The sequence below is a fragment of the Bacillus sp. ISL-75 genome (assembly GCF_018613095.1).
In genome coordinates this window covers 79504-104459 of record NZ_JAGGQX010000023.1, presented here as the reverse complement: position 1 = coordinate 104459, position 24956 = coordinate 79504, and the positions used below count along the sequence as shown (strand labels likewise).

General features: G+C 34.4%; 21 protein-coding genes. 17 read left to right on the top strand and 4 right to left on the bottom strand.

Translation table 11 applies throughout. The annotated features are described in order from the left end of the window. Window positions 1-88 precede the first annotated feature (88 nt). From J7E63_RS11055 to J7E63_RS11045, 3 genes are all read left to right on the top strand, one after another. The gene (locus J7E63_RS11055) at window positions 89-1048 is read left to right on the top strand and encodes a tyrosine-type recombinase/integrase (protein WP_215011992.1); all 960 of its coding nucleotides are present in this window, start codon (window positions 89-91) and stop codon (window positions 1046-1048) included. A 551-nt stretch (window positions 1049-1599) separates the two neighbouring features. Further along, window positions 1600-2097, top strand: a complete 498-nt coding sequence (locus tag J7E63_RS11050) for an HNH endonuclease (RefSeq protein WP_215011984.1) — start codon at window positions 1600-1602, stop codon at window positions 2095-2097. Between the two features lie 59 nt (window positions 2098-2156). Beyond that, complete coding sequence (locus J7E63_RS11045) at window positions 2157-2945, top strand: phage lytic cycle repressor MrpR family protein (RefSeq protein ID WP_251033491.1); 789 nt, start codon at window positions 2157-2159, stop codon at window positions 2943-2945. 74 nt (window positions 2946-3019) lie between these two features. On the opposite strand, the gene J7E63_RS11040 is transcribed toward J7E63_RS11045, so the two are convergent. After that, window positions 3020-3679 carry a helix-turn-helix domain-containing protein gene (locus tag J7E63_RS11040; RefSeq protein WP_215011975.1) on the bottom strand — a complete coding sequence of 220 codons (660 nt, stop codon included), beginning with the start codon at window positions 3677-3679 and terminating at the stop codon, window positions 3020-3022. Between the two features lie 404 nt (window positions 3680-4083). Here J7E63_RS11040 and J7E63_RS11035 point away from each other — a divergent pair, with 404 nt between their 5' ends. Together J7E63_RS11035 and J7E63_RS11030 are read left to right on the top strand one after the other, a co-directional pair. Next, on the top strand, window positions 4084-4503 hold the full coding sequence (locus tag J7E63_RS11035) for a hypothetical protein (RefSeq protein WP_215011974.1): 420 nt from the start codon (window positions 4084-4086) through the stop codon (window positions 4501-4503). A 596-nt stretch (window positions 4504-5099) separates the two neighbouring features. Next, complete coding sequence (locus tag J7E63_RS11030) at window positions 5100-5831, top strand: helix-turn-helix domain-containing protein (protein WP_215011971.1); 732 nt, start codon at window positions 5100-5102, stop codon at window positions 5829-5831. A 228-nt stretch (window positions 5832-6059) separates the two neighbouring features. On the opposite strand, the gene J7E63_RS11025 is transcribed toward J7E63_RS11030, so the two are convergent. Further along, the gene (locus tag J7E63_RS11025) at window positions 6060-6518 is read right to left on the bottom strand and encodes a hypothetical protein (RefSeq protein WP_215011959.1); all 459 of its coding nucleotides are present in this window, start codon (window positions 6516-6518) and stop codon (window positions 6060-6062) included. Window positions 6519-7242: 724 nt separating this feature from the next. Here J7E63_RS11025 and J7E63_RS11020 point away from each other — a divergent pair. Continuing rightward, window positions 7243-9000, top strand: a complete 1758-nt coding sequence (locus tag J7E63_RS11020) for a retron Ec67 family RNA-directed DNA polymerase/endonuclease (RefSeq protein WP_215011957.1) — start codon at window positions 7243-7245, stop codon at window positions 8998-9000. A 557-nt stretch (window positions 9001-9557) separates the two neighbouring features. On the opposite strand, the gene J7E63_RS11015 is transcribed toward J7E63_RS11020, so the two are convergent. Continuing rightward, window positions 9558-11990, bottom strand: a complete 2433-nt coding sequence (locus tag J7E63_RS11015; RefSeq protein WP_483861484.1) for a heavy metal translocating P-type ATPase — start codon at window positions 11988-11990, stop codon at window positions 9558-9560. Window positions 11991-12221: 231 nt separating this feature from the next. After that, on the bottom strand, window positions 12222-12542 hold the full coding sequence (locus J7E63_RS11010; protein WP_215011948.1) for an ArsR/SmtB family transcription factor: 321 nt from the start codon (window positions 12540-12542) through the stop codon (window positions 12222-12224). Between the two features lie 605 nt (window positions 12543-13147). On the opposite strand from J7E63_RS11010, the gene J7E63_RS11005 reads away from it, so the two are divergent. From J7E63_RS11005 to J7E63_RS10955, 11 genes are all read left to right on the top strand, one after another. Continuing rightward, the gene (locus J7E63_RS11005) at window positions 13148-13711 is read left to right on the top strand and encodes a recombinase family protein (protein ID WP_215011941.1); all 564 of its coding nucleotides are present in this window, start codon (window positions 13148-13150) and stop codon (window positions 13709-13711) included. An 895-nt stretch (window positions 13712-14606) separates the two neighbouring features. Then, window positions 14607-14954: a type II toxin-antitoxin system PemK/MazF family toxin gene (locus tag J7E63_RS29575; RefSeq protein ID WP_308161943.1), complete on the top strand. Its 348-nt coding sequence runs from the start codon at window positions 14607-14609 to the stop codon at window positions 14952-14954. A 374-nt stretch (window positions 14955-15328) separates the two neighbouring features. Continuing rightward, on the top strand, window positions 15329-15841 hold the full coding sequence (locus J7E63_RS10995) for a hypothetical protein (RefSeq protein WP_215011938.1): 513 nt from the start codon (window positions 15329-15331) through the stop codon (window positions 15839-15841). Between the two features lie 27 nt (window positions 15842-15868). Further along, on the top strand, window positions 15869-16831 hold the full coding sequence (locus tag J7E63_RS10990; protein WP_215011936.1) for a hypothetical protein: 963 nt from the start codon (window positions 15869-15871) through the stop codon (window positions 16829-16831). 836 nt (window positions 16832-17667) lie between these two features. Continuing rightward, window positions 17668-18099 (top strand): hypothetical protein, encoded by a 432-nt coding sequence (locus J7E63_RS10985; RefSeq protein WP_215011934.1) that lies wholly within the window; start codon window positions 17668-17670, stop codon window positions 18097-18099. Beyond that, window positions 18096-19145: a protein kinase domain-containing protein gene (locus J7E63_RS10980; RefSeq protein ID WP_215011933.1), complete on the top strand. Its 1050-nt coding sequence runs from the start codon at window positions 18096-18098 to the stop codon at window positions 19143-19145. Before J7E63_RS10985 ends, J7E63_RS10980 begins: the two co-directional genes overlap by 4 nt. Before the next feature lie 659 nt (window positions 19146-19804). Next, window positions 19805-21127, top strand: coding sequence for an RNA polymerase factor sigma-54 (gene rpoN / locus J7E63_RS10975; RefSeq protein ID WP_215011925.1), 1323 nt, complete (start codon window positions 19805-19807; stop codon window positions 21125-21127). A 14-nt stretch (window positions 21128-21141) separates the two neighbouring features. Continuing rightward, entirely contained in the window at window positions 21142-21405 is a 264-nt protein-coding gene (locus tag J7E63_RS10970; protein ID WP_215011923.1) for a glutaredoxin family protein, read from the top strand. A gap of 128 nt (window positions 21406-21533) precedes the next feature. Next, complete coding sequence (locus J7E63_RS10965; protein WP_215011921.1) at window positions 21534-22556, top strand: sugar-binding transcriptional regulator; 1023 nt, start codon at window positions 21534-21536, stop codon at window positions 22554-22556. Window positions 22557-22608: 52 nt separating this feature from the next. After that, window positions 22609-23616: a type I glyceraldehyde-3-phosphate dehydrogenase gene (gene gap, locus J7E63_RS10960; protein ID WP_214715566.1), complete on the top strand. Its 1008-nt coding sequence runs from the start codon at window positions 22609-22611 to the stop codon at window positions 23614-23616. 154 nt (window positions 23617-23770) lie between these two features. Continuing rightward, on the top strand, window positions 23771-24955 hold the full coding sequence (locus tag J7E63_RS10955; RefSeq protein WP_215011919.1) for a phosphoglycerate kinase: 1185 nt from the start codon (window positions 23771-23773) through the stop codon (window positions 24953-24955). The last annotated feature ends 1 nt before the right edge of the window (window position 24956 follow it).

Below are 24956 nucleotides of genomic sequence, written 5' to 3'. Positions count from 1 at the left end.
TTATACAAGCATAGGAACTTTTTTGTTTGGGTGCTTTTCAATTGCGGATACCACGTAACGAATAACACGCAATTGGAGGGAAATAAACATGACAAGAAGAAATGGAACGACAAGCGTTAAAGTATTGGAGCAGATAATTCAAAAACAGGAGAAACCTTCAAAGAGTTTTCTTGAAGCTTCAGAGGAGTTTTTTAAGCATTGTAGAATCAAAGGTCTTTCGCCAGATACGGTCAAATTCTATCAGAAGGAATTGAAGGGTTTATTTAGAGCTATGATTGAAATTAACATACCATTGAGGGATATGAAGACAATGAAGACAGGAGACGTAGAGAGTTGGGTTGAGTTTATGTTGGAACAAAACAGAGCTGTATCCTCAATTAACGCAAGAATGAGAGCTGGAAGAACCTTTATGAATTACTGTTTAAAGAAAAGCTACATAGACCAGAACCCCTTTGACGGAGTTTCGCAATTGAAGAAGCGTCATACAGTCGGAGCAACATTCACAAAAAGACAATTGGAAAAGCTGTTGAATGCTCCAGATATAACCCAATTTGTTGGTCTTCGTGACCTTACAATTATGTTGACTTTTGCTCATGTTGGATTAAGACTAAAAGAACTTTGCTCACTTAAGGTTCAAGACATTTCATTTGACAGTAAAGGGGAAGTCATTATTCAACAAGCAAAGAACCGATATGCAAGACGAGTTCCAATGACTAAGCGATTAAAGACTGTTTTAAAAGCATATGTTGAAGAACGGGGAGTTCTCGAAAATGATGCCTTGTTTATAAGCATAGAGAATGCCCCTATAAACGCACGAACGGTTCAAGAGCGGTTAAAACATTATGGAGTGATTTCAAAGGTTGAGGACGAGGTTTCTGTAAGTCCTCACGCTTTCAGAAGGACATTCTGTCGGTTAAAAGTTGAAGCTGGAGTAAACTTGTTTATTCTCCAGAGGTTAACTGGTCATAGTGACCTTGAGATGCTCCAACGTTATGTTCAGATTTATGGAAAAGATCTTGAACAGGCAATTGAGAAAGGCTTTGAATAAATTCCCATCCTATTGGATTTTAAATATAATGGACTTAAATTTATTAGATATTCAGTGGTGAGAAGGGAGCAGTCAAATGACTGTTCTCTTTATTTTCCAATTAACAATGCGTTTTTATTATATTGCAATACTTTTGCTTTAATCTTGATTTTCACCAGAAACAAGAAGTTTTAAAGGAGATTGGTTAAATAACATTGAAATGTTAATACTTTTGTTTAATAATCAGACTAATCTATATTGGAAGAAAAGTTAGAAAATTCATTGACCAACAATTAAATTTGTGATATTAATATAACTAATAGGAAGAATTTATTTCCAATTTAATGCCATGGGTGGTGGTCTTAATGTTAGGCCAATCTTGCGATTTGTACAAAACCTGTGGAATGTGTGGGAGTACAAAGTGGTACAAGGAGTTCCCTTCCAAATGTTATAGAAGGAGGAGGTCGTATTGTAGAGAATGCAAAAATTTATACTCTTTCGATACCAATCAATTAGAAGTGTCAGATATTGAGGTTCGAGTCAAATTGACATCGAAAAGAAGAATTAGCTACATGGTTTCGTATGAAGAAGCAAAAATCCTTGTAAAGGAAGGTGTGGCGGGGATTGTTCATGAAAAACTAATCCACAAATTTTATGATAAGCAGACATTCAAAAAAAGAATATTAGAACGGGACAGTTATGTTTGCGTCTATTGTGGGCGAGATGGGGACACGGTAGATCACATTGTGCCAAAAAAAAGAGGTGGCATATCCAGCTATTCAAACTGTGTGTGTGCCTGCCAAAGATGTAATACCAATAAAGGTGATCTTTCTCTTAATGATTTTCTGAGTTGTATTAAACCGCTCTGGGTTAATGAACAAGTAAAGAGTAAGCGAGTAAAACAGCAATTATATTACATTAAGGAATTATTCGAATCAGTAAATGATAACCTTGTGTCTATAGAATTTCCAGAATTGAATAACAATGAGCAGATTTACTATCAAGTCAATCAAATTGACCAGTTGTTCAAAGAATTTAAAGATTACATACTCATAGATAGAAATGGGTGAATGAAACAAATCTTAAGTGAGATCAATCAAAAATAAGGGTGGGCTTAACGTTGGAAAAAATGGGGATTGTGTATGCTATTACAAATAAGTTATCTGGTAAAACTTACTTCGGTGAAACAACAAGAGATGGAGAGACAAGATTTAACGAGCATCTCTTAGCCTTATCCAAAGGGCAAGAAAGAAATAAGCCATTGCAAAAGGAGTTTTCTGAGATAGGGGCGAATTGTTTTACATTTGAAGTTATCATTGAAACTAATGAACATAAGCTTTGCGAATTAGTATTAGTTGAGTTGTTCTCCCGTATTGGACTAGGTTATAAACAAAGGCGGGGAGATGGTATTCAGAAGGTAATAAATGGAGAAGAGAAAATACCAGAAGAAGTATATGAGCAAATTGATGTTTACATAAGGCAAAAACTTAATAAAGAATATTACTACCTTCAGTTGCTAGATGAACTTAAAGATATAATGGAGAATGGATTTCAGTCTAAATCAGATGATATATTCAATAGGGAGTTCAAAAACCTTTTTTTGGTCGGATATAAAAATGAAACTCGTAGGGTAGATGAAGTTCGTTTTAAAAAGGTTGCCAGAATTGAAAAACGACTTCAAAAGGATTTGTACCATTTTACCTTCGAAGAAGTGGAAGAATTCTTATACTCACTAAATGCTAAGAGTTTAAGAAGTATACAAAATCACATATCTAGGTTGCGGAAGTATTTACAATTTGCCAAAGAACAAGGGATAACCGTAAACAAGGAAAATTATAATAAAAACTTAAGTAAGAAAGAAAATTGCTATAAGTACCTGTTTCCGAGGTTAAATGAATTTCCAGAATGGGGAGAATAACGCCTAATCACTCGAAGAAGAGCAGGTATAATACCAGCTCTTTTTCGAGTAGAAGTGTCTTTTGCAATGGGTATTTAACTGTTTTTATTTGTCTCTTCTTTTACTGATTTAAGTATTTTATCTTTACACTCTATAGTAAGGACACTTAGATCGTTTTCAAATAACCCAACAAAAAGGTCGAAATTAGTCCTATCTTTTCTCATTGATGTTATCAGGCTATACAGGTTTTTAATAACAGGTTCAAAGGTTTGCATGTTTTTGTTTATATTAAATGAAAGTTCTTTTTTTATTTCTTCGTTTATTTCTTCCATCTTCTCATACAGATCCATCATCCATTGACTTTCTAAGTTTATCTTACCATTTTTTAATGTGACGTTAGGATATTCTTGATCAGTATCAGTATCCATCTCTTCTTGTCTTTGAATCCACATTTCTTCAATTTCAGCTGCTCTCTTTTCCTCCCAGTTAGCTACTTCCTCTGATTCTGACGCAATCCTCTCTGGGGATTTAATTTGATAAAAATTGTCCAAAAATTCATCAATGCCACTCTCTGTAAATCCCAAATGCTTCAATATAGCAAAGGCGGTATTATAATCGGGCTTCTTAATTAATCCTCTCTCTAATTGGGAAATGTATGTTTCAGCTTTGCCTAATAGTCGAGAAAGTTCCCTAGAACCAACCCCTCTTTTTGTTCTTAATGCTTTTATATCTCTGCCAAAGTTATTAATACTCATGGATATGTTCCTCCGCAAACAAAATGTAATGTAGTATATGCAAATTATAACACACTACAATACGCTGTTAAAGTGTAGTATTGAAAATGATTTGTGCTACATTTTTATAAAAAAATATTTACAGTGTAGTATAATATTGCTACAATATGTTTAGTTGATTTAGGAATTGTAATCACATTAATCCAAACACTACGGTGAAAAACTCCGATACGATAAGGATTATTTCCTTTTTCTTTTAAAAGAAATACAGATTTATTTTATTTAACTAGTTGATTTTAGGGGAGGAGTCATTATCAATAAAAGATGAAAACGTGAAAAGCCGAATGGTCAGTAATTGTAAAGAAGAAGTTAGAATATCGTTCCTAAAGCATAATAAAAATAACATTAATTTGGAGGAAATAATTTTGAAAAACACTATGACTATAACCAAAAAGGAATCAAGACATTTACAATTTAACGAAATTACAATGAGTAAACAACAATTTATTTATATGGTTAAGGATGAATTGTTAAAATTTTATACCAATAAGCTTACCGATTTCGATTCTTATTCTAATTCAGAAAAAGAAAAGTTAATTAACTTATTACAGAGTTTAGCATATGGGAAATACAATAAAATAATAAGTGATAAAATTCCTAATGATTTCCCTTTCGATCAAGCCTATAACGCTAAAATTGTCATAACGGACGACCTTGAAGGTTGCGGAAATCTTGAACTTAAGATTAGCTTTAGCCCATCAATGGAAGTCCTGGATTGGATACAAAATTTGGAGGATGATAATAGTTGGTTAGAGGAATTGAGACTTAAATTAGAAACTATTTGAAGGAAATGCTAAGGAATTAACTACCTTAAGTCATCAAAAAGGTAACTTAAGGTATCTATCCGTCTTAATCATTACTATAAAATTCATTGAGGAGTTTTTCTCATTACCATAGTGTTCAACCTTTTAAAGTTCTGTTTGTTTGAATAATATCATCTACCAAATATTAGTCTTGCCATTCTAATTTACGTCTGTACACACAAATTTGTATGGTCATAAGTATGCGATGAATTCGAATTAACTCATTCGACCACTTTTTGATTGCCAAAAAACCTCCATAATTAACCATCTCTTTGATTTACTAATAGAAGATTAATAGTTATAAAGACTATGATCCGATGATTTAAAAGATGGGAATTCAATATTATTTATGGGTCTATAAAACAAACTCAATTTCTATTAATAGGGAAAACTGAGTCTGAATTTTAAACCTTTAGTTGAAAAACTGAGACTGAAATTTAGGTTCAGTTCGGTACTGTAATAAGAGAGAAAAGAATAAGAGAGAAGAAATTAAAAAGATAGAAATGTAACGCCCCTCGAGGGGGTCGTTACATTAATCGATAGAATCATAATAATTTAAAAAGAAAGAGGTATTAAAATTGACAGAAAATTCAACGCCAAGACACCTTGAAAATAAGGAATCATTTATACATGTACCTAAGCTATTTAGGTATGATGATTATACGGAGTTTGAAATATTCCTGTATGCAGTTATTGAAGGTTTATCTAGAAACCCAATAGGCGCAACACAAATAGGAGTGAATCAACTCATTGCACTTATGGGAATGTATGAGAATACAAAATTGAAATCAAAGGTAAAAGGAACTTTAGAGAGTTTAAGGAAGCTTGAATTAATTGAAATTTATGAGGATAACTTACTAACAAAAAAAGTTGAGAAAATTAAACCTGCAAATTCATATTTCATAAGAACAAAAGAAAAAGAAAGGGAAATTGGGTTTACTAAAGTTTTTTATGAAGACTTCTACAAAATTTTAACATTAGATAATAAGTATAAGATGAAAATCTTTAGCGTATATTTTGAAATAATGTCTTATATCTATTATACCAATTCAAATTCAAGAGTTGCTTACCCAAATATCGATACTATTGCTAAGGCAACTGGTATTGATAGAAAATCCATTATGAAGTATTCAAAGATATTAATGGAAAATGAAATACTTATTTGTCTTACAGTTTCAATAGGAAAGAAAAATAAAAATTTTTACGCACGATGGATTCATAAAGAGGAAATAGTACAACAAATTAAACATGAAGCGAAGAATGATGGTGGAATAATTAAGCCTGTATGGGAACAGAACGAAGCTGCTTAGTGGCTAAATAAAACACATGAAGGAAGAGCATATTTTTGCTCCTTTTTTTTTTGAATAAGATGATTAAGTGTGGTGTTGAACCAAATCTTAACACAATAAACTAATAAAACTCGTCTTTTATTGTTTGACATTAGTCTATTTTGATTGTGAAGGAATGTACTTAAGCTAAAGGGGCAGTTTAGTTCAAGAAGACTTTTTTAAAATTGGAGGAAATAAAAAAATCCAGTTTCAATTACTGGATTTTGATCGAGAGATGAATAATTGATAGGGGTAAATAACAAGAGCGAAAAATATGGAAACGTAAAAAATATGTTTGGGCTTATAATTGACTAATTTATATACCTTAAATTTTTGCATTAACCAGTTAATTGGAAATGCAAGAAATAAGTCCATAAACGTATTAGTCAGAAGATATAACCAAAATTTCCCGAAAGTCAAACGGAAAATCCATATTGTGCCTATAAAGAATGGTCCTAATATAAAGCTCAAATCATTAAAAACTTTGTTTAATAATCCGCCTTTTACTGTCCACCATTTAAAAGGAACAGATAACATACTATTAATAACAACAAGTAAACATGCAAAGGCTGAAACGGGTGTATATTTTTTAAACACATTTTTGGGAATAAAGAAAACAGTTAACCATGGTATTAAAAAAAGACCGATTCTAATTATAGCTACAAACATTTTAATACTCCTTAGCTGTTTTCATTTATGTTGCTTTTTACAGGAAAAAATATACACTTTTTTTCTTTATTAAAAAAATCCGCTGTTTGTTGAAATTGTGACTTGTTAAACTAACTGGGTGCAAGAGTTGAAGAACAGGGCTGTCGTTGCGGCAGCTTTTTTCTTATTGTGCTAACGAAGCAGGATAGTTGAAGAAGGGTTTCGAGTTATATAAATAGAATTATTAGTAAAGTTCTTATGATAAAGGTGGTCAAATGGATAAATTAAGAGGGACATCATTACACTGAACATGGCATTTAAATCTGGTTTATAAAGAGTATTATGAAGCAAGCCAAAACAAGATCAAGGTTTAGGAATAAGAGACGAAATAGAAAAATAAAAGCAGAACTAAACGAATAAAAAATTAAGCAATATTCAATTGGTACTTAATCAATAAAGGATTCTAGATAATAAAAATGACCTTATAAACAAGGTCATTTTTTAATGGGTATTTAATGGAAATCAAATGAAAAATCATTATAAATATCCCATTTAGTAAAAAAAGTGTATAATTTTTATTAACGTGTGGCTAGATTTTTTCGCTTGTGTTTCGCAAGTGTTGACAAAAATGGTGGGAACATTAGCTTCTCCGATTCTAATTATCTGCATGGTGGTATATTTCACGGTTTATTCGCCGCCTTTCGCCTAATGAGTAGCCACACGTTTATTTATGAAGGAGTTTTATATGATGGAATTTCACGATATAAAAACACGAAATCACCTTGCTGATTTTCTGAAGATTCCCAGAAAAAATCTTAGTTATCTATTGTATAAAAATGACATTAATACTTTGTACACTTCGTTTGAAATAGATAAAAAAAATGGTGGCGTTCGAAAAATTAATGCTCCATTAGCAGAACTCAAAGACATTCAAAGAAAACTTGCAGTGGCATTGTATAAGCATAAGAAAAAAAACCAGAAGATAAAAAATAATCTCTCTCATGCATTCGAAAAAGAAAAGAGCATCATAACCAATGCAAAAATTCATCGGAATAAAAGATTGGTTTTGAATATTGATTTAGAAAACTTTTTTGAAAGTTTTCATTTTGGTCGTGTAAGAGGTTTTTTTATTAAGAATAATAATTTCTTATTATCTAGTGAAGTAGCCACAGTTATTGCACAATTAACATGTTACGAAGGAAAACTGCCGCAAGGTGCGCCAACTTCTCCAATCATTACAAACCTAATTTGTGAGATACTTGACCAAAGATTATTGAAAATCGCAAAAAAATACAAGTTGGATTATACACGTTACGCAGATGATTTGACATTTTCTACTAATGATAAAATTTTTTTGGATCTACAAACGGCATTTTATGAAAGATTATCAAGTGAGTTAATACGAGCTGGGTTTAAAATTAATGAAAAGAAGAAAAGGTTACAACTTAGAGATTCAAGACAGGTGGTAACAGGACTTGTTGTAAATAAGAAAATCAACGTTAATAGAATTTATTACAAAGAGACTAGGGCAATGGCTCATCAACTCTATAAAGAAGGAAAGTTTGAGATTAATGGTAAACTCGCCAACCTTAATCAATTAGAAGGAAGATTTGCCTTTATAAATCAATTAGCTAGGTACAATAACAAAATAGATGGTGATAAACATAATTTTAATAATTTGAGTTCGAGAGAACTTCAATATCAAAAGTTTCTTTTTTATAAATACTTTTATGCTAACCCCAAGCCAATAATTGTGACGGAAGGTAAAACAGATATTGCTTATTTAAAAGCAGCTTTAAAAAATCTCTATAACGAATATCCTAATTTAATTACAAAAGATAGTGATGGATCATTTGAGTTTAAAGTATCTTTTTTAAATAAAACTAAGAGATTAGCATACTTTCTGGGGATTTTCCAGGATGGGGGGAGTGCACTAAATAATATATATAATTTCTTTGATGCTAAGACTAAGAAATCCACTCCTAGTTATTTGAGTTATTTTAAGAAGATAAGCAACACTTTACCTAAAAACCCCGTAATTTTAATGTTCGATAATGAGATTAAGAGTGGGAAGAATAAACCTATAGGTAATTTTATTAACCATTCAAAGCTTGATGATAAAAAAAAGGGTATCTTAGAGGATAAATACATGGTTAATATCATTGACAATTTATACCTTTTAACTGTACCGTTAATTGATGGAAAGCCCGAATGTGATATAGAAGACTTATTTGAAAAAAATACCCTGTCGCAAAAAATAGATAGAAGAGAATTTTGCAAGAAGGACAAGTATGATCACTCGAAGTACTATGGCAAAGAAATTTTCTCTAAGTATATTTTAAATAACTATACTGATATAAACTTTAATAAATTTAGATCGGTTTTAAATAACATAAACAATATAATAGAAATATACACAAAGGGGTTTGTTGATACGGGGGGTATTCTTGAAGTAAAAAGTTTAGATAAGAGTAGTGAGAACAAAGTTCCTTTAGAAGTCTAAAAGTAGTGAGGTTATGCACTACTCAAAAACATAAATCCAATTTGTGAAATTAAAAATTTAATCAGCATATAAATGGGGCTTCACTATGTGAGGTTTTTTTTCTTTTCTTAGATCACTAAGGGCAGTCCTGTAAAAACTAAATGTATTAGAATTTGTAAAACCACCTACTTAAACAGCTCTCTTATGTTACCTGTGCAGCAGTCCTGTAATAAAATAAATGTGATAACAGGATTAGTTTGTGAAGAATTGTACTTAAAGTAACGGGTGCTTTACTTAAACAACTGGTGATGATTTCAATGCACTATTCAAAGGGTAGTTATGAAAAAGTGTAGAATGGGGATGACTCAGATGTTGAGTTATCCTTTTTTGTATTGGAACGAATGATTGGACATAGGGGGAGTTCAAGACATAGCTGCACAGGGATTAATAAATCTGTGATTTCATTAACAGTAGATACCCCTTTCACTCACAGCAATATTAGATACTCATATAAAGATGATAATTCTAACAATAAGGTAAGCCACGATCGTGGCTTACCTTTATTCAGTTCATCATAACTATTCTCTAAATTTTAACAATCTGATTGCATTTAAAATCACAATTAATGCTGCACCTGTATCACTTAATACTGCCATCCAAAGTGTAAGCCAATTAGGTATGATTAAGGCTAGTGCAATAACTTTAACAATTATTGAAAACCATATATTTTGTTTAATGATTCGCATGGCTTTTCGGCTCAATTTCATGGTGTAAGGTAGTTTTTCTAGGTTATCTGCCATTAAAACAATATCTGCCGTTTCCATTGCGGTATCCGTTCCTGCTCCCCCCATAGCAATACCTAAATCTGCTGTTGCTAGTGCTGGAGCATCATTAATACCATCTCCAACCATTGCCACCTTATGACCTTCCTTTTGCAATTCCTTTATGATATCTACTTTATCTTCTGGCAACAATTCTGCAAAATAGGAATTAACATTTGCTTCTGATGCAATCATTTTTGCTGTTCCTTCATTGTCCCCAGTTAACATAACAGTTTGATTAACTCCACTTTGTTGCAATTCATTTAATGCCAATGCCGAAGTTTTACGTATTGTATCCGAAACCGCCATTAAACCGAGGATTTGATGTTGTGTTCCCAAGATTACTACTGTTTTCCCTTTGTTTTGTAAATCCAAAACAAGATTGTTTACATTATCTAATGGTAATTTAATTTCATCAAATAGTTTGAGATTACCAGCGTAATAAATGTCTCCTTCAATTGTTGCTTGAACACCTTTCCCAACAATATTTTTAAAGAACTCACCATTTTTAGGAGTAACTCCTCTGTCCAAGGCATAGTTAACAATTGCTTTTGCTATTGGATGAGTCGAGTAATTTTCTAATGTCAAAGCTACCGATAATAATTCGCTTTCTGATACCTTTATCGCCTTAATTTGAGTTACTTTTGGCTTTCCTTCAGTCAATGTGCCTGTTTTATCAAATGCTATGGCATTGATTGTTCCTGCTACTTCTAAAAACGTACCACCTTTAATTAACACTCCATTCCTTGCGGCATTTCCAATAGCGGAAACTATTGCAACAGGAGTAGAAATTACTAATGCACAAGGACAAGCTATAACTAGTAGTTCAAGTCCTCTATAAAACCAATCGCCCCAAGTACCAAATCCAATAAAAGGTGGTAATACCATAATAACTAGTGCTAAAACAAAGACAATAGGTGTATAAACCCTAGCAAATTTATCTACAAATGCTTCTGTGGAAGCTTTTTGTTCTTGTGCTTCTTCAACCAAGTGAATAATTTTTGAAATTGCTGTATCTTCAACTAACTTTGTGACTTTAATTTCAAGTGAACCATTTTCATTTATAGTCCCTGCATATACTGTGTCACCGATTTCCTTATCTACAGGAATTGACTCACCTGTAATTGGAGATTGGTTGACACTTGATATACCATGAATAATCTCACCGTCTAGCGGAATTTTATCTCCTGCTTTAACAATGATTGTCTCACCCACAGATATTTCTTCAACAGGCTTCTTTACAATCTCAGAACCAACTTTCACCCAAGCCTCTTGAGGTGCTAAATCCATTAGGTTACGGATAGAATCCCTTGTCTTTTCAATAGACTTATTTTGTAATAGAATACCCAAAGCAAATAACCAAACAACGGTAGCACCTTCAAACCATTGACCTATCAGAGCAGCACCAATAGCGGCTACAGACATTAGAACATTCATATCTAATGAATGACTTTTGATTGCAAAGAAAGCACTTTTAACAGGCTTATATCCACTTATAACCATTGCTAAAGCGTATAGTAATGTAGATATTAATGAAGAAATACCATTGTATGAACCGATGAAACCAAGAGCAATTAATACTCCAGATAAAATGATTATTCCATTTCCTTCTTTGTTTTTGGGGGCGTTGGCAGATTTACTATTGTTCGACTGCAAGGATGCCTTATAACCAATTTTAGATACTTCAGAAATGATTTCTGAAACACTATTCTCATGCTCGATTTTCATTTTTCCAGTTGAGAAATTAACACTGACTTCCTTAACTAGAGGATGGGTTTTTAAGTGTTTCTCAATGCTTTTAGCACAACTTCCACAATCCATTCCTTCGATATTGTATGTTTTTAAATTTCTGTTTTGTTTAAGTGGTTCAATCGTATAACCAAGTTTTTGAACCATACTCTCTACTTGGTCAAATGAAGAAATTTCTTCGCCTACTACTTGAAGTTTAGCGGTATTGTAATTTACTTTTACTTCTTGTATACCTGTTAGTCCATTCAATCCTTTTTCAATGGTTAATGCACAAGAAGGACAATCCATTCCGTGGATTCGATATTCCACCTTTTCTCCAATAGCAGAAGAAATGTTATTAAGTGATAATTCTTCAGCTTTACTGCTACAACAACTCGATTTCTCCGTACCTGTATTATGTTCTTCACTTTTGCTACTGCAACAAGATGTGCTATTCTTCATTGCGACCACATCTCCAAGAGATGCTTTACTACTGCTACAACATGAGGAGTTTGTAGGCTTTACATCGATTACAACCAATGAGGATTTAGCACTGCAACAACTATCAGTTTCTTTATCATCTTTTAATTCAGCTTTACCTTTCTTACTGCTGCAACAGCTTTCATTATCTTGAGCAAGAATTTGTTCTTTTTCTTTTGAACTACAGCACTTCTCTGACATTTACCTCAACTCCTAATCAATATGACGTTCACAACAATTCATTTCATTTTGAACATCTTCAAGAACTACATCAAACATCGCTAATAAATCTCGTATGTTTTGGTTACGTAAACTGTAATAGCAGTATTTTCCTTCATTTCTTCCCACAATAATTCCACACCCCTTTAGACATGCAAGGTGTTGTGAGATATTTGATTGATTGCCATTGATTTCTTCGACAATCTGGGAAACAGTTTTCTCTTGTTCTTTAATACTTTCGAGAATTTGAATCCTTGTCTTATTAGAAAAGCCATTAATCAGTTTAACTTTCATATTCATATCAACATTTCGCATAAATTTCCCCCTTTCATATTAGATATCACTAATATGTTTGTTGCTATCATATTAGCAACCACTAATATGTGTGTCAAACAAATAAAGATTAAAGAATAAAATGAGGTACGAAAATAAAGACCCACAGACGACCAGAATGGCTCTTGGTGAGGTGAAGTCCTTTTCCCCTATGTTGGCTTTGGATTGAATCTGATGGCATTCTGAAAGCCTACTGTGAATTGTGTTGGTATGATACAGAAACCACTCTCATTCACAAACTGGCATTTGGTAATTTTCCGACACGACTCAAATAATCGCTATGTTTAAGTGGGTAAAGTGATAAAACGGATAGTGATAAGCTGATGTTGTTCGAGAAAAGTAATCGATAACAGAGGTTATCCTAATAGTGATATCAATGAAAAGATATCGCTGCTTTTATCATGTTGTTATCCATAAGCTTTGTGTAAATCTGGAGCGTGCCTTAAGCTGCATTGGTTAAGTATACCAATATGGTAATTCTAGAGTGCGAATTCAAATTGATTTACAAAATGTAAATAAAGTCATTGAACCTATTTTTACAATATGTTATCTTTGATTCATCAGATACATACGGAGGAACGATGAACATGAACATAGCATATATCAGAGTATCAACAGTTGAACAGAATGAAGCAAGACAAGTTGAAGCAATGAAGCAGTATAACATAGATAAGGTGTATCAAGAAAAGGTGTCTGCTAAGAATACAGATAGACCTAAGCTACAAGAGATGTTTGATTTTGCAAGAGAAGGAGATGCAATCTACGTTGCAGACTTTTCAAGATTAGCACGATCCACAAAAGACTTGTTAGAAATAGTCGAACTGTTTGATTCAAAAGGCATTCAACTTGTATCAATTAAAGAGAAAATCGACACTTCAACTCCAAATGGAAAACTAATGCTAACTATGTTAGGTGCAATTAATGAGTTTGAAAGAGCGAACATGTTAGAGCGGCAGCGTGAAGGCATTGCTATAGCTAAAGCAGCAGGAAAGTACAAAGGACGAAAAGAAGTATCGATCCCAGACTTTGACAAGCAATATCAAAGGTATATGAATCGTGAAGTATCAAAGTCTCAGCTAGCAAAGGAATTAGGTGTATCAAGACCAACACTAGACAAACTAATTAAAGAGCATCAACAAGTGACTATTTAAAGGGACTTCCAGAAGGGAGTCTCTTTTCATTTGTGTAGGATATAGGGGGGGTAATTCTCACATTTTACCTACCCTTTTATTAAAGGTAGCGGGTAAGTAGATTGATCTCCACACCACTAAAAATTACGTTTCGACCCATTTGAGTAGGATTCTTAAGGAACAAGTTAGACAGTAAAAATTATTTCATGAACTTGGATCTTTAGTATAGTAAGATAAATGTAGGATTGACTTCGATTAATAATTGTTTAAAAACAGATAGGTTGGTGGAGTCATGCAAAATAGTAGCAGGGATATTAGGTATACACTGGTAGAATGGACTGGAGGTCAGGAAGCAGCTGAACGTATTGGTGGACGTGTTTTAAGTTCAGAGGGATATGAATCTATTGATCCTACACATCCTTTAGGTGGTCCAGACGGTAAAAAAGATTTGAAATGTATCAAAGATGGTATCCAGTTTATTGGGGCATGTTATTTCCCAAGAGGAAAAAAGACCTATTCAACAGTTAAAAAGAAATTTTTACAAGACCTTGAAGGGGTCAAAACAAATAATGTACAGGGACTTGTTTTTATTACAAATCAAGAAATAACAAATACGCAAAGAACAAAACTAAAAGAACTATCGAGTCATCCTGTTCATATATTTCATTTAGAGAGAATAATCGAGATATTAGACCGTCCTAACAACTATGCTTTTAGATCGAAAACCTTGGAAATTCCTTTAACCCTTGAAGAAAACGTATCGGTTATTGCTCATAACAACGAATTACTAAGTGAAATCAAAGAATTCCAACGCTATCTTCCTCTTCTTGCTAAGGCTTACGAGCAGAGTAAAGATCAAAAGGTTGATGCCGGGGCTGAGGACAAAAGTATTCTTTTAGAAAAAAAAACCATAGACATTAATGTAAATAAGGGAGATGTTTATTTAGCGGATTTAGGTAAGGGTTTTGAATCTGAACAAGGTGGGATTAGACCAGTGGTGATTGTGTCTAATCATATAAATAATAGATATTCTCCTACAGTAACAATTGTACCTGTTACAGGTCAAATTACAAAAGCTAAACTACCTACACATGTTGAACTTGGTTTTTTGATAAACCAAGAAAGAGAGAGTGTAGTTATGGTGGAACAAATTAAAACCATTAGTAAAAAGAGGTTAATGCAATTTATTACAACCTTAGATAGAGAATTAATAGCTGATATTGATGATTCTATAAGTATTCAAATGCAGCTAGTTGATTTTTAAGTAGGTTAAAAACAATCATAATTTTCCAAGCTGATTTTAATCAACTTCTAAGTTTTTAAGTTTTATTCTGGGGACAATTCTGTTAACGGCATTAACAATCGAGTTGGCCTGTATTAGCCATTGCTATTTGTGACTGTGGTTCTTCCTTTAAACAGTGAAGAATGTAGGTACTAAAATAATATAGATTGAGCATCTTACCTAGAAATGGTTAGATGCTTTTTTTGTGGAGTAAGGTAGATGACGACAATTAATGAAATATCGATTTTAATAGCTACTATCACAGTCTACTATTAAATTCAAATAGACTTTTTGTTATAGAAACATTTGGTAGTATGATATTATTAGATGGGATAAAAACTCTATGGAGGGAATTTATGTATATTGATATTTTTGTTAGTAGACCGAATAGTGTAGATGAAAACCAAGATCAAACTATGCAAAAGATAGAAGAACTCTTAAATGGAAGAGGAATGAGAGCCAGAACAATCGGTAAGACAGATTTTCCAAATGTCGCTCCGATGAAAGCTGTTGAGCATTTAATGAGACAATGTTCTGGTGCTGTTATTATAGGGCTACCCCAAACATTAATACAAAAGGGAATTTCTAAGCCTGGAACAAGCAAACAAAAGCCTGTTAAGAACCTTCTATTACCTACCCCTTGGAATCATATTGAAGCCGCTATGGCGTTTATGCTGAATTTACCTCTATTAGTTATTAGAGATCAAGGTATAGAAGGCGGTATATTCGATAAAGGGGCTACGGAAAAATATATTCATACATTTCAATTGGATACTCAAGAATGGTTGGGAAAACCTGATTTCATACAGCCATTTAATGACTGGCATAAGGAAGTTGTAGAAAGTTTAAAAGTATCAAAAATTAATTAATTAATATTAAATGAGGTGAATTGATAAGTGAAGAAGAGAATAGCATATGTGGGCCTTTCAACTCCTATTGGGTATGATTACCGAAATGAAGCATCAAGAACTAAAGCTGATTTAACAAGCTCTCCTAATCCAATTTTGGATAGTCCATTTGGATTGTTTCTTTTATTTGATGAAATTTGGTTTTTATCAAGGAGTCTGTGTCCAGATAACTTAAGGGATGCGTCGTTCGTGAAATTTTTGGATGAAACTCATGCCACTTTCATTAATGAAATTGACTTTGACATCATAATACAAGAAGTAGGAAAACAAGAAAGTGAAATTTATGCACAAAACACACATAAAAATAGAGTTGATTTTCAAACGGTGATAAACAAATTAGATGTTGATTGGGATATAGGTTTAGATAATCATACACATGGAATTTCAATAGGTAATTCAATATTATCTGGCAATGTAACACTCGATAAACTATTATTTGACATGAAAGTTGTAAAGATGTTTGAAGAAGATGGTGTCGAATTAATAACCAATACCCTTACACAAAGATGGTTTGAAAATGAAAACCAAAATCATTACGAAATAGAGCTTTCAGAGATATTAGTTATTGAAAATATACCTAACTTTCTTACCCCACATGGACCATACCATTCCTGTGTTGAAGAAGCTAGAGATAATTCATATTTAAAAGATTTTAGGAAATGGATAACTTCTCAGAATTTAAATTCTAAAAGAAATGAACTCGAAGATATCAAAAAAGAGGTTGAAGAAGCAATTCGTAAAGCCCAAGAAGAATTATTCCTTAAATCATTTGATTATAAATCGCATTATAAGAGTGTAGGGAAATCTATGATTGGTGATGCAGTTGGAGTTCTAATTCCGGGGGCGTCTACAGTTGCAACTGCATATGAGGAAACAAAAAGTTTTCTCAATAATCGTGAACGTAGATGGCAAGCATTTATAGTGTCACTACGTAATCAGAATCATAATTAGTAGAAATAATATTCAGCTAAGAGATCATCAATATATTATTTGTTTATGGGAATGTTACATTCTTTTGAAGATGCAGACAACAAGTAGGATGAATCTTCAAATATTTACCTTCTAAACAAGATGAAATGACAGTGGGCTAAAATAAATTGTCTCACTGTCTTTTTGTATTAACAAATTTAAGTAGTAGTGTTAGGAAACACTTTAGGAGAGATAAGAGGTAAAGTTTATAGGTTACAGATGACATATGACCGTCGATATGAGATATCTGTTAAAGACATCGAGTAATGATGTCTTTTTGTTTTCGAATCCATACATTTATTTCTAATCACTTATATTAAAGTGTCTAGGGGGATTTCTGATCTTAAGTCGCTCAAAAAGTTATGGTTAGACACTACAAGTTATAATCCTATGAATGAGTTCTTACTTAATATCTTTGGTAGGTTTAGCACAGCTAGAACGTAGACTACATTGCAACGGGAACGTGATGGAATACAGATGGCAAATAGAGAAAGTAAATTTAAGGGACGTAGGTAGAGGGAACAGATGGTGGTAAGAAGACTGAGAAGGCTGCACAGGCAGTTGAGTGGTATAAGAATGGTAAATCAATACGGTTTATATGGAAAACCTTATCCATAGGGACAGGTACTTTATATAGATTATTAGAAAGAAAAGGATTAAAATGAAGGATTCCATATAAGTGGAAGTTGGTTTAGACAACGGGTATCAGTAGGAACTGAAATGTTCTATTATGAAAAATACCACTAATATTTACAAGTTATGATAAAATATTCATGTTTACGAAAAGGATTTACTAACGTGGTTAGGATGTGTAAAAAGTGTCATATTTAGGGATTTCAATTAGTGGTAAAGATATCTATTTATCACTATTTGAAGACAAAGAGAACGTTGCACTCAGAATAGAAAAATTTACGTTATCGGATGGATTTGGTGAATCTTTAAAGGATTTTTATAGTTATATAGAATTATATCTAAGCAAAGTGGAAAACTTGGAAAGAATTATCTTCGAAACTGCAAGCCCCGGACCACGATCTCATTCTTTTGAAAGACTTAAAGTTGAAGGAATCTTAGAATTGCTTTTAGCAAACCATAGTTTGTTAGCGCAGACAGTGAGAATAAAGTCACAAAAGAAAAGAAAGAAGTACAATGAGATTACTAATACACCAGTATGGAAGCAAATGGGGAATGTTACTTACTTTAAGAAAATCGAGCAAATAGCAGCCTATATGTGTTTAGAGGAAATAATATGAACAGCACTATCGATTTATATCAAGATACCTATTTAAAAGAAAGAAATATACGACTAATTAGGGAGATCGAGGGTGGTAGTACTAGTTCAACATACGAAGGATATCATGAGAATTTTGGGAAGAAATTATTTGTTAAATTCATTCCAGTTCCATGGCAAGAAGGTGAAAACATTGATGACGAAGTTAAAGCATTGATAAGTCTAAAGGGTAAAAAGAATATTATTGAGGTATTAGATGCTTTTTATGATGCAGCAACTGACTCTCAATTGGTGATTATTACTGAATACCTTGAAGGAGATACATTAGACAAGTATTGCGGGTTACAGAATGTTTCCATCAAGCGAGCAATTGATATTACCATGGAGGCTTTATATGCTGTCGGACAAATTCATAGTAATGGTTTAGTACATAGAGATATAAAATTAGAAAATATTGTTTATAATCGAAACGTTCCAATTGTCGTCGATTTAGGATCAGTGAAAACTCCAAATTCAAAAGTGAAAATTGATGATCCAATACCGTATCTATATCGTTCATCTGAAGTTTTTACCAAGTCGATATATTCAATTAGATCAGATTTATATCAGTTAGGGTTAGTGTTATTTCAATTAATAAATGGTAAATTGCCACTTGATCCGATGTTTTACGCCACTAGATTGAAGGGGAATTATGAGGTGGGTGAACTAGACAAGGTTGCGAACATGGAAGTTATGAAATTAGTAACCAAAAATAAGCTCATTGGTACTATTGAACACAATCCATTTTTTTGTTCCAAAATTAAACGTGTTGTTCATAATGCGTTAACATTAAGGTATCAATCCTCAGATGCTTTTTACAAAGATTTAACAACGCTTAAGGCATCCATACCAGATTGGTATCAATCGGATGATGTAACTTATCATTGTAGTTGGAATAAGAAAAAATATGAGGTAGTAAAGGAAAATGGCGGATTTAAGATTTATAAAGTTGGAATGGTTAGAAAAAAAGAATTGCATTTTGAAAAAACAGGTGAAGCTGTAAATAGGTTTATTCAAAAGATAAAGTAAAGGTTTATTCCTAATTTATGGGGGGGATCTTTTAATGTTTTGAAAAGAATATGACTTGAATTAAAATCCAAGTATGATTATTATAATCGATTGAAAGTAACAAATATCTTAGTGAAATTGCAAAGACCTGGCTCATAACGAGGTTGGTCTTTTTTTGTTTGCAATTAAGTGCTTGATTCAGTATCATTGTTTTTAGGAATAACATGCAATGAAAAACACTTAAACAAGCATAAACTATTGATATGATGCAGTTTATCGACCATAGAGCCAAAGAGTGGTGCAACGGATAGCACGTAAGCCTCCGAAGCTTAAAATGTGAGTTCGATTCTCGCCGAGCGCATCATGAAAACCTCCTGTTTTTTTAAAACAGGGGGTTTTTTAATTTGAAAAAGGGTTCTGATTTTCCAATAAAAGGTTAATTGCACAAAACTCTTCCAAAATGGCACAAAACATGCTCGAAATGGCACAAAACCTTTCAAAAATGGCACATAACACGGAAAATCGGCACAAAACCACCGGAAATCGGCACAAAACCAAAACTTCATCCAAAAACGACTTAGCTTTTATTCCTCAAAAAGGCTTACTTCCATCCTCGAATATCATTTTCTAATACCCGAAATTCCCTCTATCGTGTAAAATAGAAAACAGGGGGGATCCGAATGAACTTGAAGGCCGGTTTATGGCAGCAGCAAACATTAAAATTGGCGATGACACAGGAGCTATCGCAGGCCATTGCATTGTTGCAGTACTCTGCCCATGAGTTAACTGCTTTTTTAGAAGATAAGGCACTTGAAAATCCCCTATTGCAGATTGAAAATGTCAATATCAAGCCAATGAATCCGCTCATTGACCGTAATCGTCGCAAACACCAAAAAGCGGAAAAGGACTGGATTGATCAAATTGCTGACAAACCATTTTCGCTTGAAGATTATTTACTGTCTCAAATAAAAATAACGAACCTAACGGTGGAACAATTAAGTGTGATACGCCATCTTATCCAAAATTTAGATGAAAACGGTTACTTTATTGGGGACCTTAGCGAAATCGCCAAAAACCTAAGGGTAATGGAAGATTCAGTTGAAGAATGCTTGGCCATTATCCAAACACTGGAGCCAGCAGGCATCGGGGCAAGAAACCTTCAAGAGTGCCTATTGATGCAAATATATTATCTAAATCCAGATAACGAACTCGCGCAAAAAATAATTGGCGATCATTTCATTCCATTCGCCGAAAAGAAGTGGAAGAAAATTGCTAAAGAACTGAAGGTAACCCTTAAGGATATACAAGATGTTTACGATCAAATTCAAACATTGAATCCTAAGCCTGGGGCCATTTTAGGAAAAGAAGCAACCACGTATATTATCCCAGATGCAATCGTTGAGCAATTAAGCGAGGGACTAACCGTACGGATGTCTGATGAATCGCTGCCAAGGATTAGCCTCAATGAGCAGTATTATCATAAATTCAAAGACCAAGACCAACAGGTAAGCCGCTTTCTACAAGATAAACTCCAGGATTACCAGTGGATCCAAAAAAGCATTGAACAGCGTAAAGAGACGTTGACAAGGGTTGTAGCAAAAATCATTGAAAAACAGGCTTCATTTTTCCAAAAAGGGTCACAATACTTAGTGCCGATGACGATGAAGGAAGTTGCTGGAGAACTTGATATCCATGAATCCACCGTCAGCCGAGCAGTCCGGGAAAAGTATGTGCAAACACCGATTGGGACGTTCGCGTTGAAAACATTTTTTACAAGTACCATACAAACCGTTTCGGATGATGAAAATACATCTTCCACACAGGTAAAGAAGAAAATTGCGACATTAATAGAAAAAGAGAATAAACAAAAACCGCTATCTGATCAAGAAATTGTCGAACATTTAAAAATAGAGGAAGGTATGGTGGTTTCAAGAAGGACGATCGCTAAGTACCGGGATCAATTGGGAATTCCCTCCTCTTCGAAAAGAAAAAGGTTTGAATGAAAGGAACAAAAACGATGGAGCAAACAACAATCACATTATATACAAGGAAAAGCTGCCCGCTATGTGACAAGGCAAAGTCTACACTTCTAGAGCTAAACAAAGACTCGGAGTTTGCCTTAGAAGAAATTGATATTGAATCCAGTGATGAATTAACCGAACAATATGGTTTAATGATTCCAGTTGTTTATATTGACGGAGTAGAAGCAGGATTCGGTGTAATTAACAAATTTGACATAAGTAACCGTTTGCATGAAAAAAAAGCCAATTTTAATAGTTGAAATAGATTTTCACTCCTGTTACAATAAAAAACGTAGCAGGGGTGATTTTTTTTGAATGTAGTGGGACATAATTTGTCTATGGTGGACATTTTGAGACCAACTACATATAATAAAGGAGCATGAGATTCATGCAGTCATTAATCGATATCCAAAAAAGATTATTACCCGACCTCCTGCAGGTCCTACAGAAGAGATATTCTATCCTAAGGTACATTGGTTTTATGCAGCCGGTAGGAAGACGGAGTTTAGCAGTCAGTCTCGGGTATACCGAAAGAGTCCTTCGCGGTGAAGTTGATTTCCTAAGGGAGCAAAATTTAATCTACACGAATAATGTGGGAATGAGTTTAACACCTGAAGGGAAAAATTTGCTTGAAGACTTGGAAGGCTTTATGCGTGAGTTAAAGGGTATTGATGTGATGGAGTTGGAATTGAAGCACAAGCTCGGCATTAAAAAGGTCGTCATTGTACCTGGCGATAGTGATGAATCGCCCATGGTAAAAGGTGAGCTTGGCAAGGCAAGTGCTATTTGCATGAAAAAGCTTCTCAGCGAAAAAAATATCATTGCTGTAACTGGCGGTTCAACGATGGCTGCTATCGCAGAAAGACTATCACCAGAGCTTACCCAAAAGGAATTACTGTTTGTACCAGCAAGAGGCGGAGTAGGCGAGGATGTTCAGAATCAGGCAAATACGATTTGTTCGATTATGTCCAGAAACACCCAATCCAAACATCGAGTGTTCTATGTTCCTGATCAGGTCAGTACAGATATCTACGAATCGCTTATCAGAGAACCTGACATTCATGAAGTATTAAAACTAATTAAATCAGCTAGCATGGTTCTTCATGGAATTGGAGATGCTATCACAATGGCTGAACGGCGAAAAACCAACCCTGAGATTCTAAGTATGCTTGAAAGCAGCAAGGCTGTGGGTGAAGCTTTTGGCTATTATTTTAATGAACAAGGCGAAATTGTTCACAAGGTATTAACGATTGGCCTGCAGTTAGAAGATCTGGTTGGCATTCCAAATGTCATCGCGGTTGCAGGCGGGAGTTCCAAGGCTAAGGCCATCAAGGCATACTTAAAACAAGCACCAGCATCGACGATTTTAATCACAGATGAAGGTGCAGCGAGAAAGTTATTAAAAGGGTAAATCCTTTTTAAAATAAAAAACATCCTTACCCAATTAAAGGAGGAAATTTATCATGTCAGTAAAAGTTGGTATTAATGGATTTGGACGTATCGGTCGTAACGTATTTCGTGCGGCTTTAGGAAATAGCAATGTGGAAATCGTTGCAATTAATGACTTAACTGATGCAAATATGCTTGCACATCTTCTAAAATATGACACTGTTCACGGGACTCTACAAGAAGATGTTACTGTTGATGGCGAATACCTAGTAGTTGGCGGACACAAAGTGAAAGTTATTGCAGAACGCGATCCAGCACAATTAGGCTGGGGCGATCTTGGCGTGGACGTAGTAGTTGAATCAACTGGCCGTTTCACAAAGCGTGAGGATGCTGCGAAACATCTTGAAGCAGGTGCGAAAAAAGTAATCATTTCTGCTCCAGCAGATAACGAAGATATCACAATCGTAATGGGTGTTAACGAAGATCAATATGATGCAAATAACCACCACGTATTATCTAATGCTTCTTGTACTACAAACTGTCTTGCACCGTTTGCGAAAGTATTGAATGATACATTCGGAATCAAACGCGGTATGATGACAACGATTCACTCTTATACAAATGACCAACAAATCCTTGACTTACCACACAAGGATTACCGTCGTGCACGTGCAGCAGCTGAGAACATGATCCCAACTTCAACTGGTGCTGCCAAAGCAGTTGCTCTTGTTCTACCAGAACTTAAGGGTAAATTGAATGGTATGGCAATGCGTGTTCCAACTCCAAACGTTTCAATCGTTGACTTAGTTATGGAGTTAGAAAAAGACGTAACAGCTGAAGACGTTAACGCAGCATTAAAAACAGCTGCTGAAGGTCCATTAAAAGGAATTTTAGCTTACAGCGAACTTCCATTGGTTTCTACTGACTATAACGGAAGCACTGCTTCTTCTACAATTGATGCATTATCAACAATGGTTCTTGAAGGCAATATGGTAAAAGTATTATCATGGTACGATAACGAAGTTGGCTACTCTAGCCGCGTTGTAGACCTTGTTGACTACCTTGCACAAAAAGGACTTTAATATATCGGAACGGACGATGATTGGTTGTCAATCATAAGAAGTTGAACATTACAAAGGTTTTCCAAAGGGGAGCGGGGAGTATATGCCCCCCTCCCCTTTTTTTACTGATTTTAGATAATTCATTTTCTTCATACCAAACTTTCGGAGGTCCTTTATGAATAAGAAAACTCTCAAAGATGTCGATGTAAAAGGTAAACGCGTATTTTGCCGAGTGGATTTTAACGTTCCTATGCAGGATGGTGCAATTACGGACGACACGCGGATCCGTGCGGCATTGCCAACGATTCAATACTTAGTAGAACAAGGTGCGAAGGTGATTTTAGCCAGCCACTTCGGCCGTCCAAAAGGAAAAGTAGTCGAAGAAATGCGCTTAACTCCAGCCGGTGTCAGATTATCTGAACTGCTTGGTAAAGACGTGAAGAAGGCAGATGAAGCTTATGGTGATTCTGTAAAAGCGTTGATAGAGACAATGACGGAAGGCGATGTCCTACTGCTTGAAAATGTCCGTTTCTACCCTGGCGAGGAAAAGAATGATCCTGAGTTGGCGAAATCTTTTGCAGAATTAGCTGATGTTTATGTAAACGATGCCTTTGGTGCTGCACACCGTGCCCATGCTTCAACTGAAGGTATTGCTCATATTCTGCCAGCTGTTTCAGGTCTTTTGATGGAAAAAGAACTCGATGTACTTGGTAAAGCACTTTCTAATCCGGAACGCCCATTTACAGCGATTATCGGTGGAGCCAAAGTAAAGGACAAGATTGGTGTTATTGAAAATCTTTTAGAATTAGTCGATAACTTAATTATTGGCGGCGGTCTTGCTTATACATTTATCAAAGCACAGGGCCATGAAGTGGGTAAATCACTTCTTGAAGCAGACAAAATTGATCTTGCAAAATCGTTTATTGAAAAAGCTAAGGCAAAGGGTGTTAATTTCTATATGCCTGTAGATGCTGTCGTTGCAGATGATTTCTCTGCAGACGCTAATTCCAAAGTAGTTGCGATTGAGGAAATTCCTGCTGATTGGGAAGCACTTGATATTGGACCGAAAACAGCTGAGATCTATCGTGACGTCATTCAAAAATCAAAACTAGTAATTTGGAATGGACCAATGGGTGTATTTGAAATTGATAAATTTGCTGGCGGCACAAAAGCCGTTGCCGAAGCACTTGCTGAAGCAGAAGGTACATATTCAGTTATTGGCGGCGGAGACTCAGCAGCAGCTGTTGAAAAATTCAATTTAGCAGACAAAATGAGCCACATCTCCACAGGGGGCGGCGCTTCCCTTGAATTTATGGAAGGTAAAGCACTCCCAGGTGTAGTTGCGCTGAACGATAAATAAG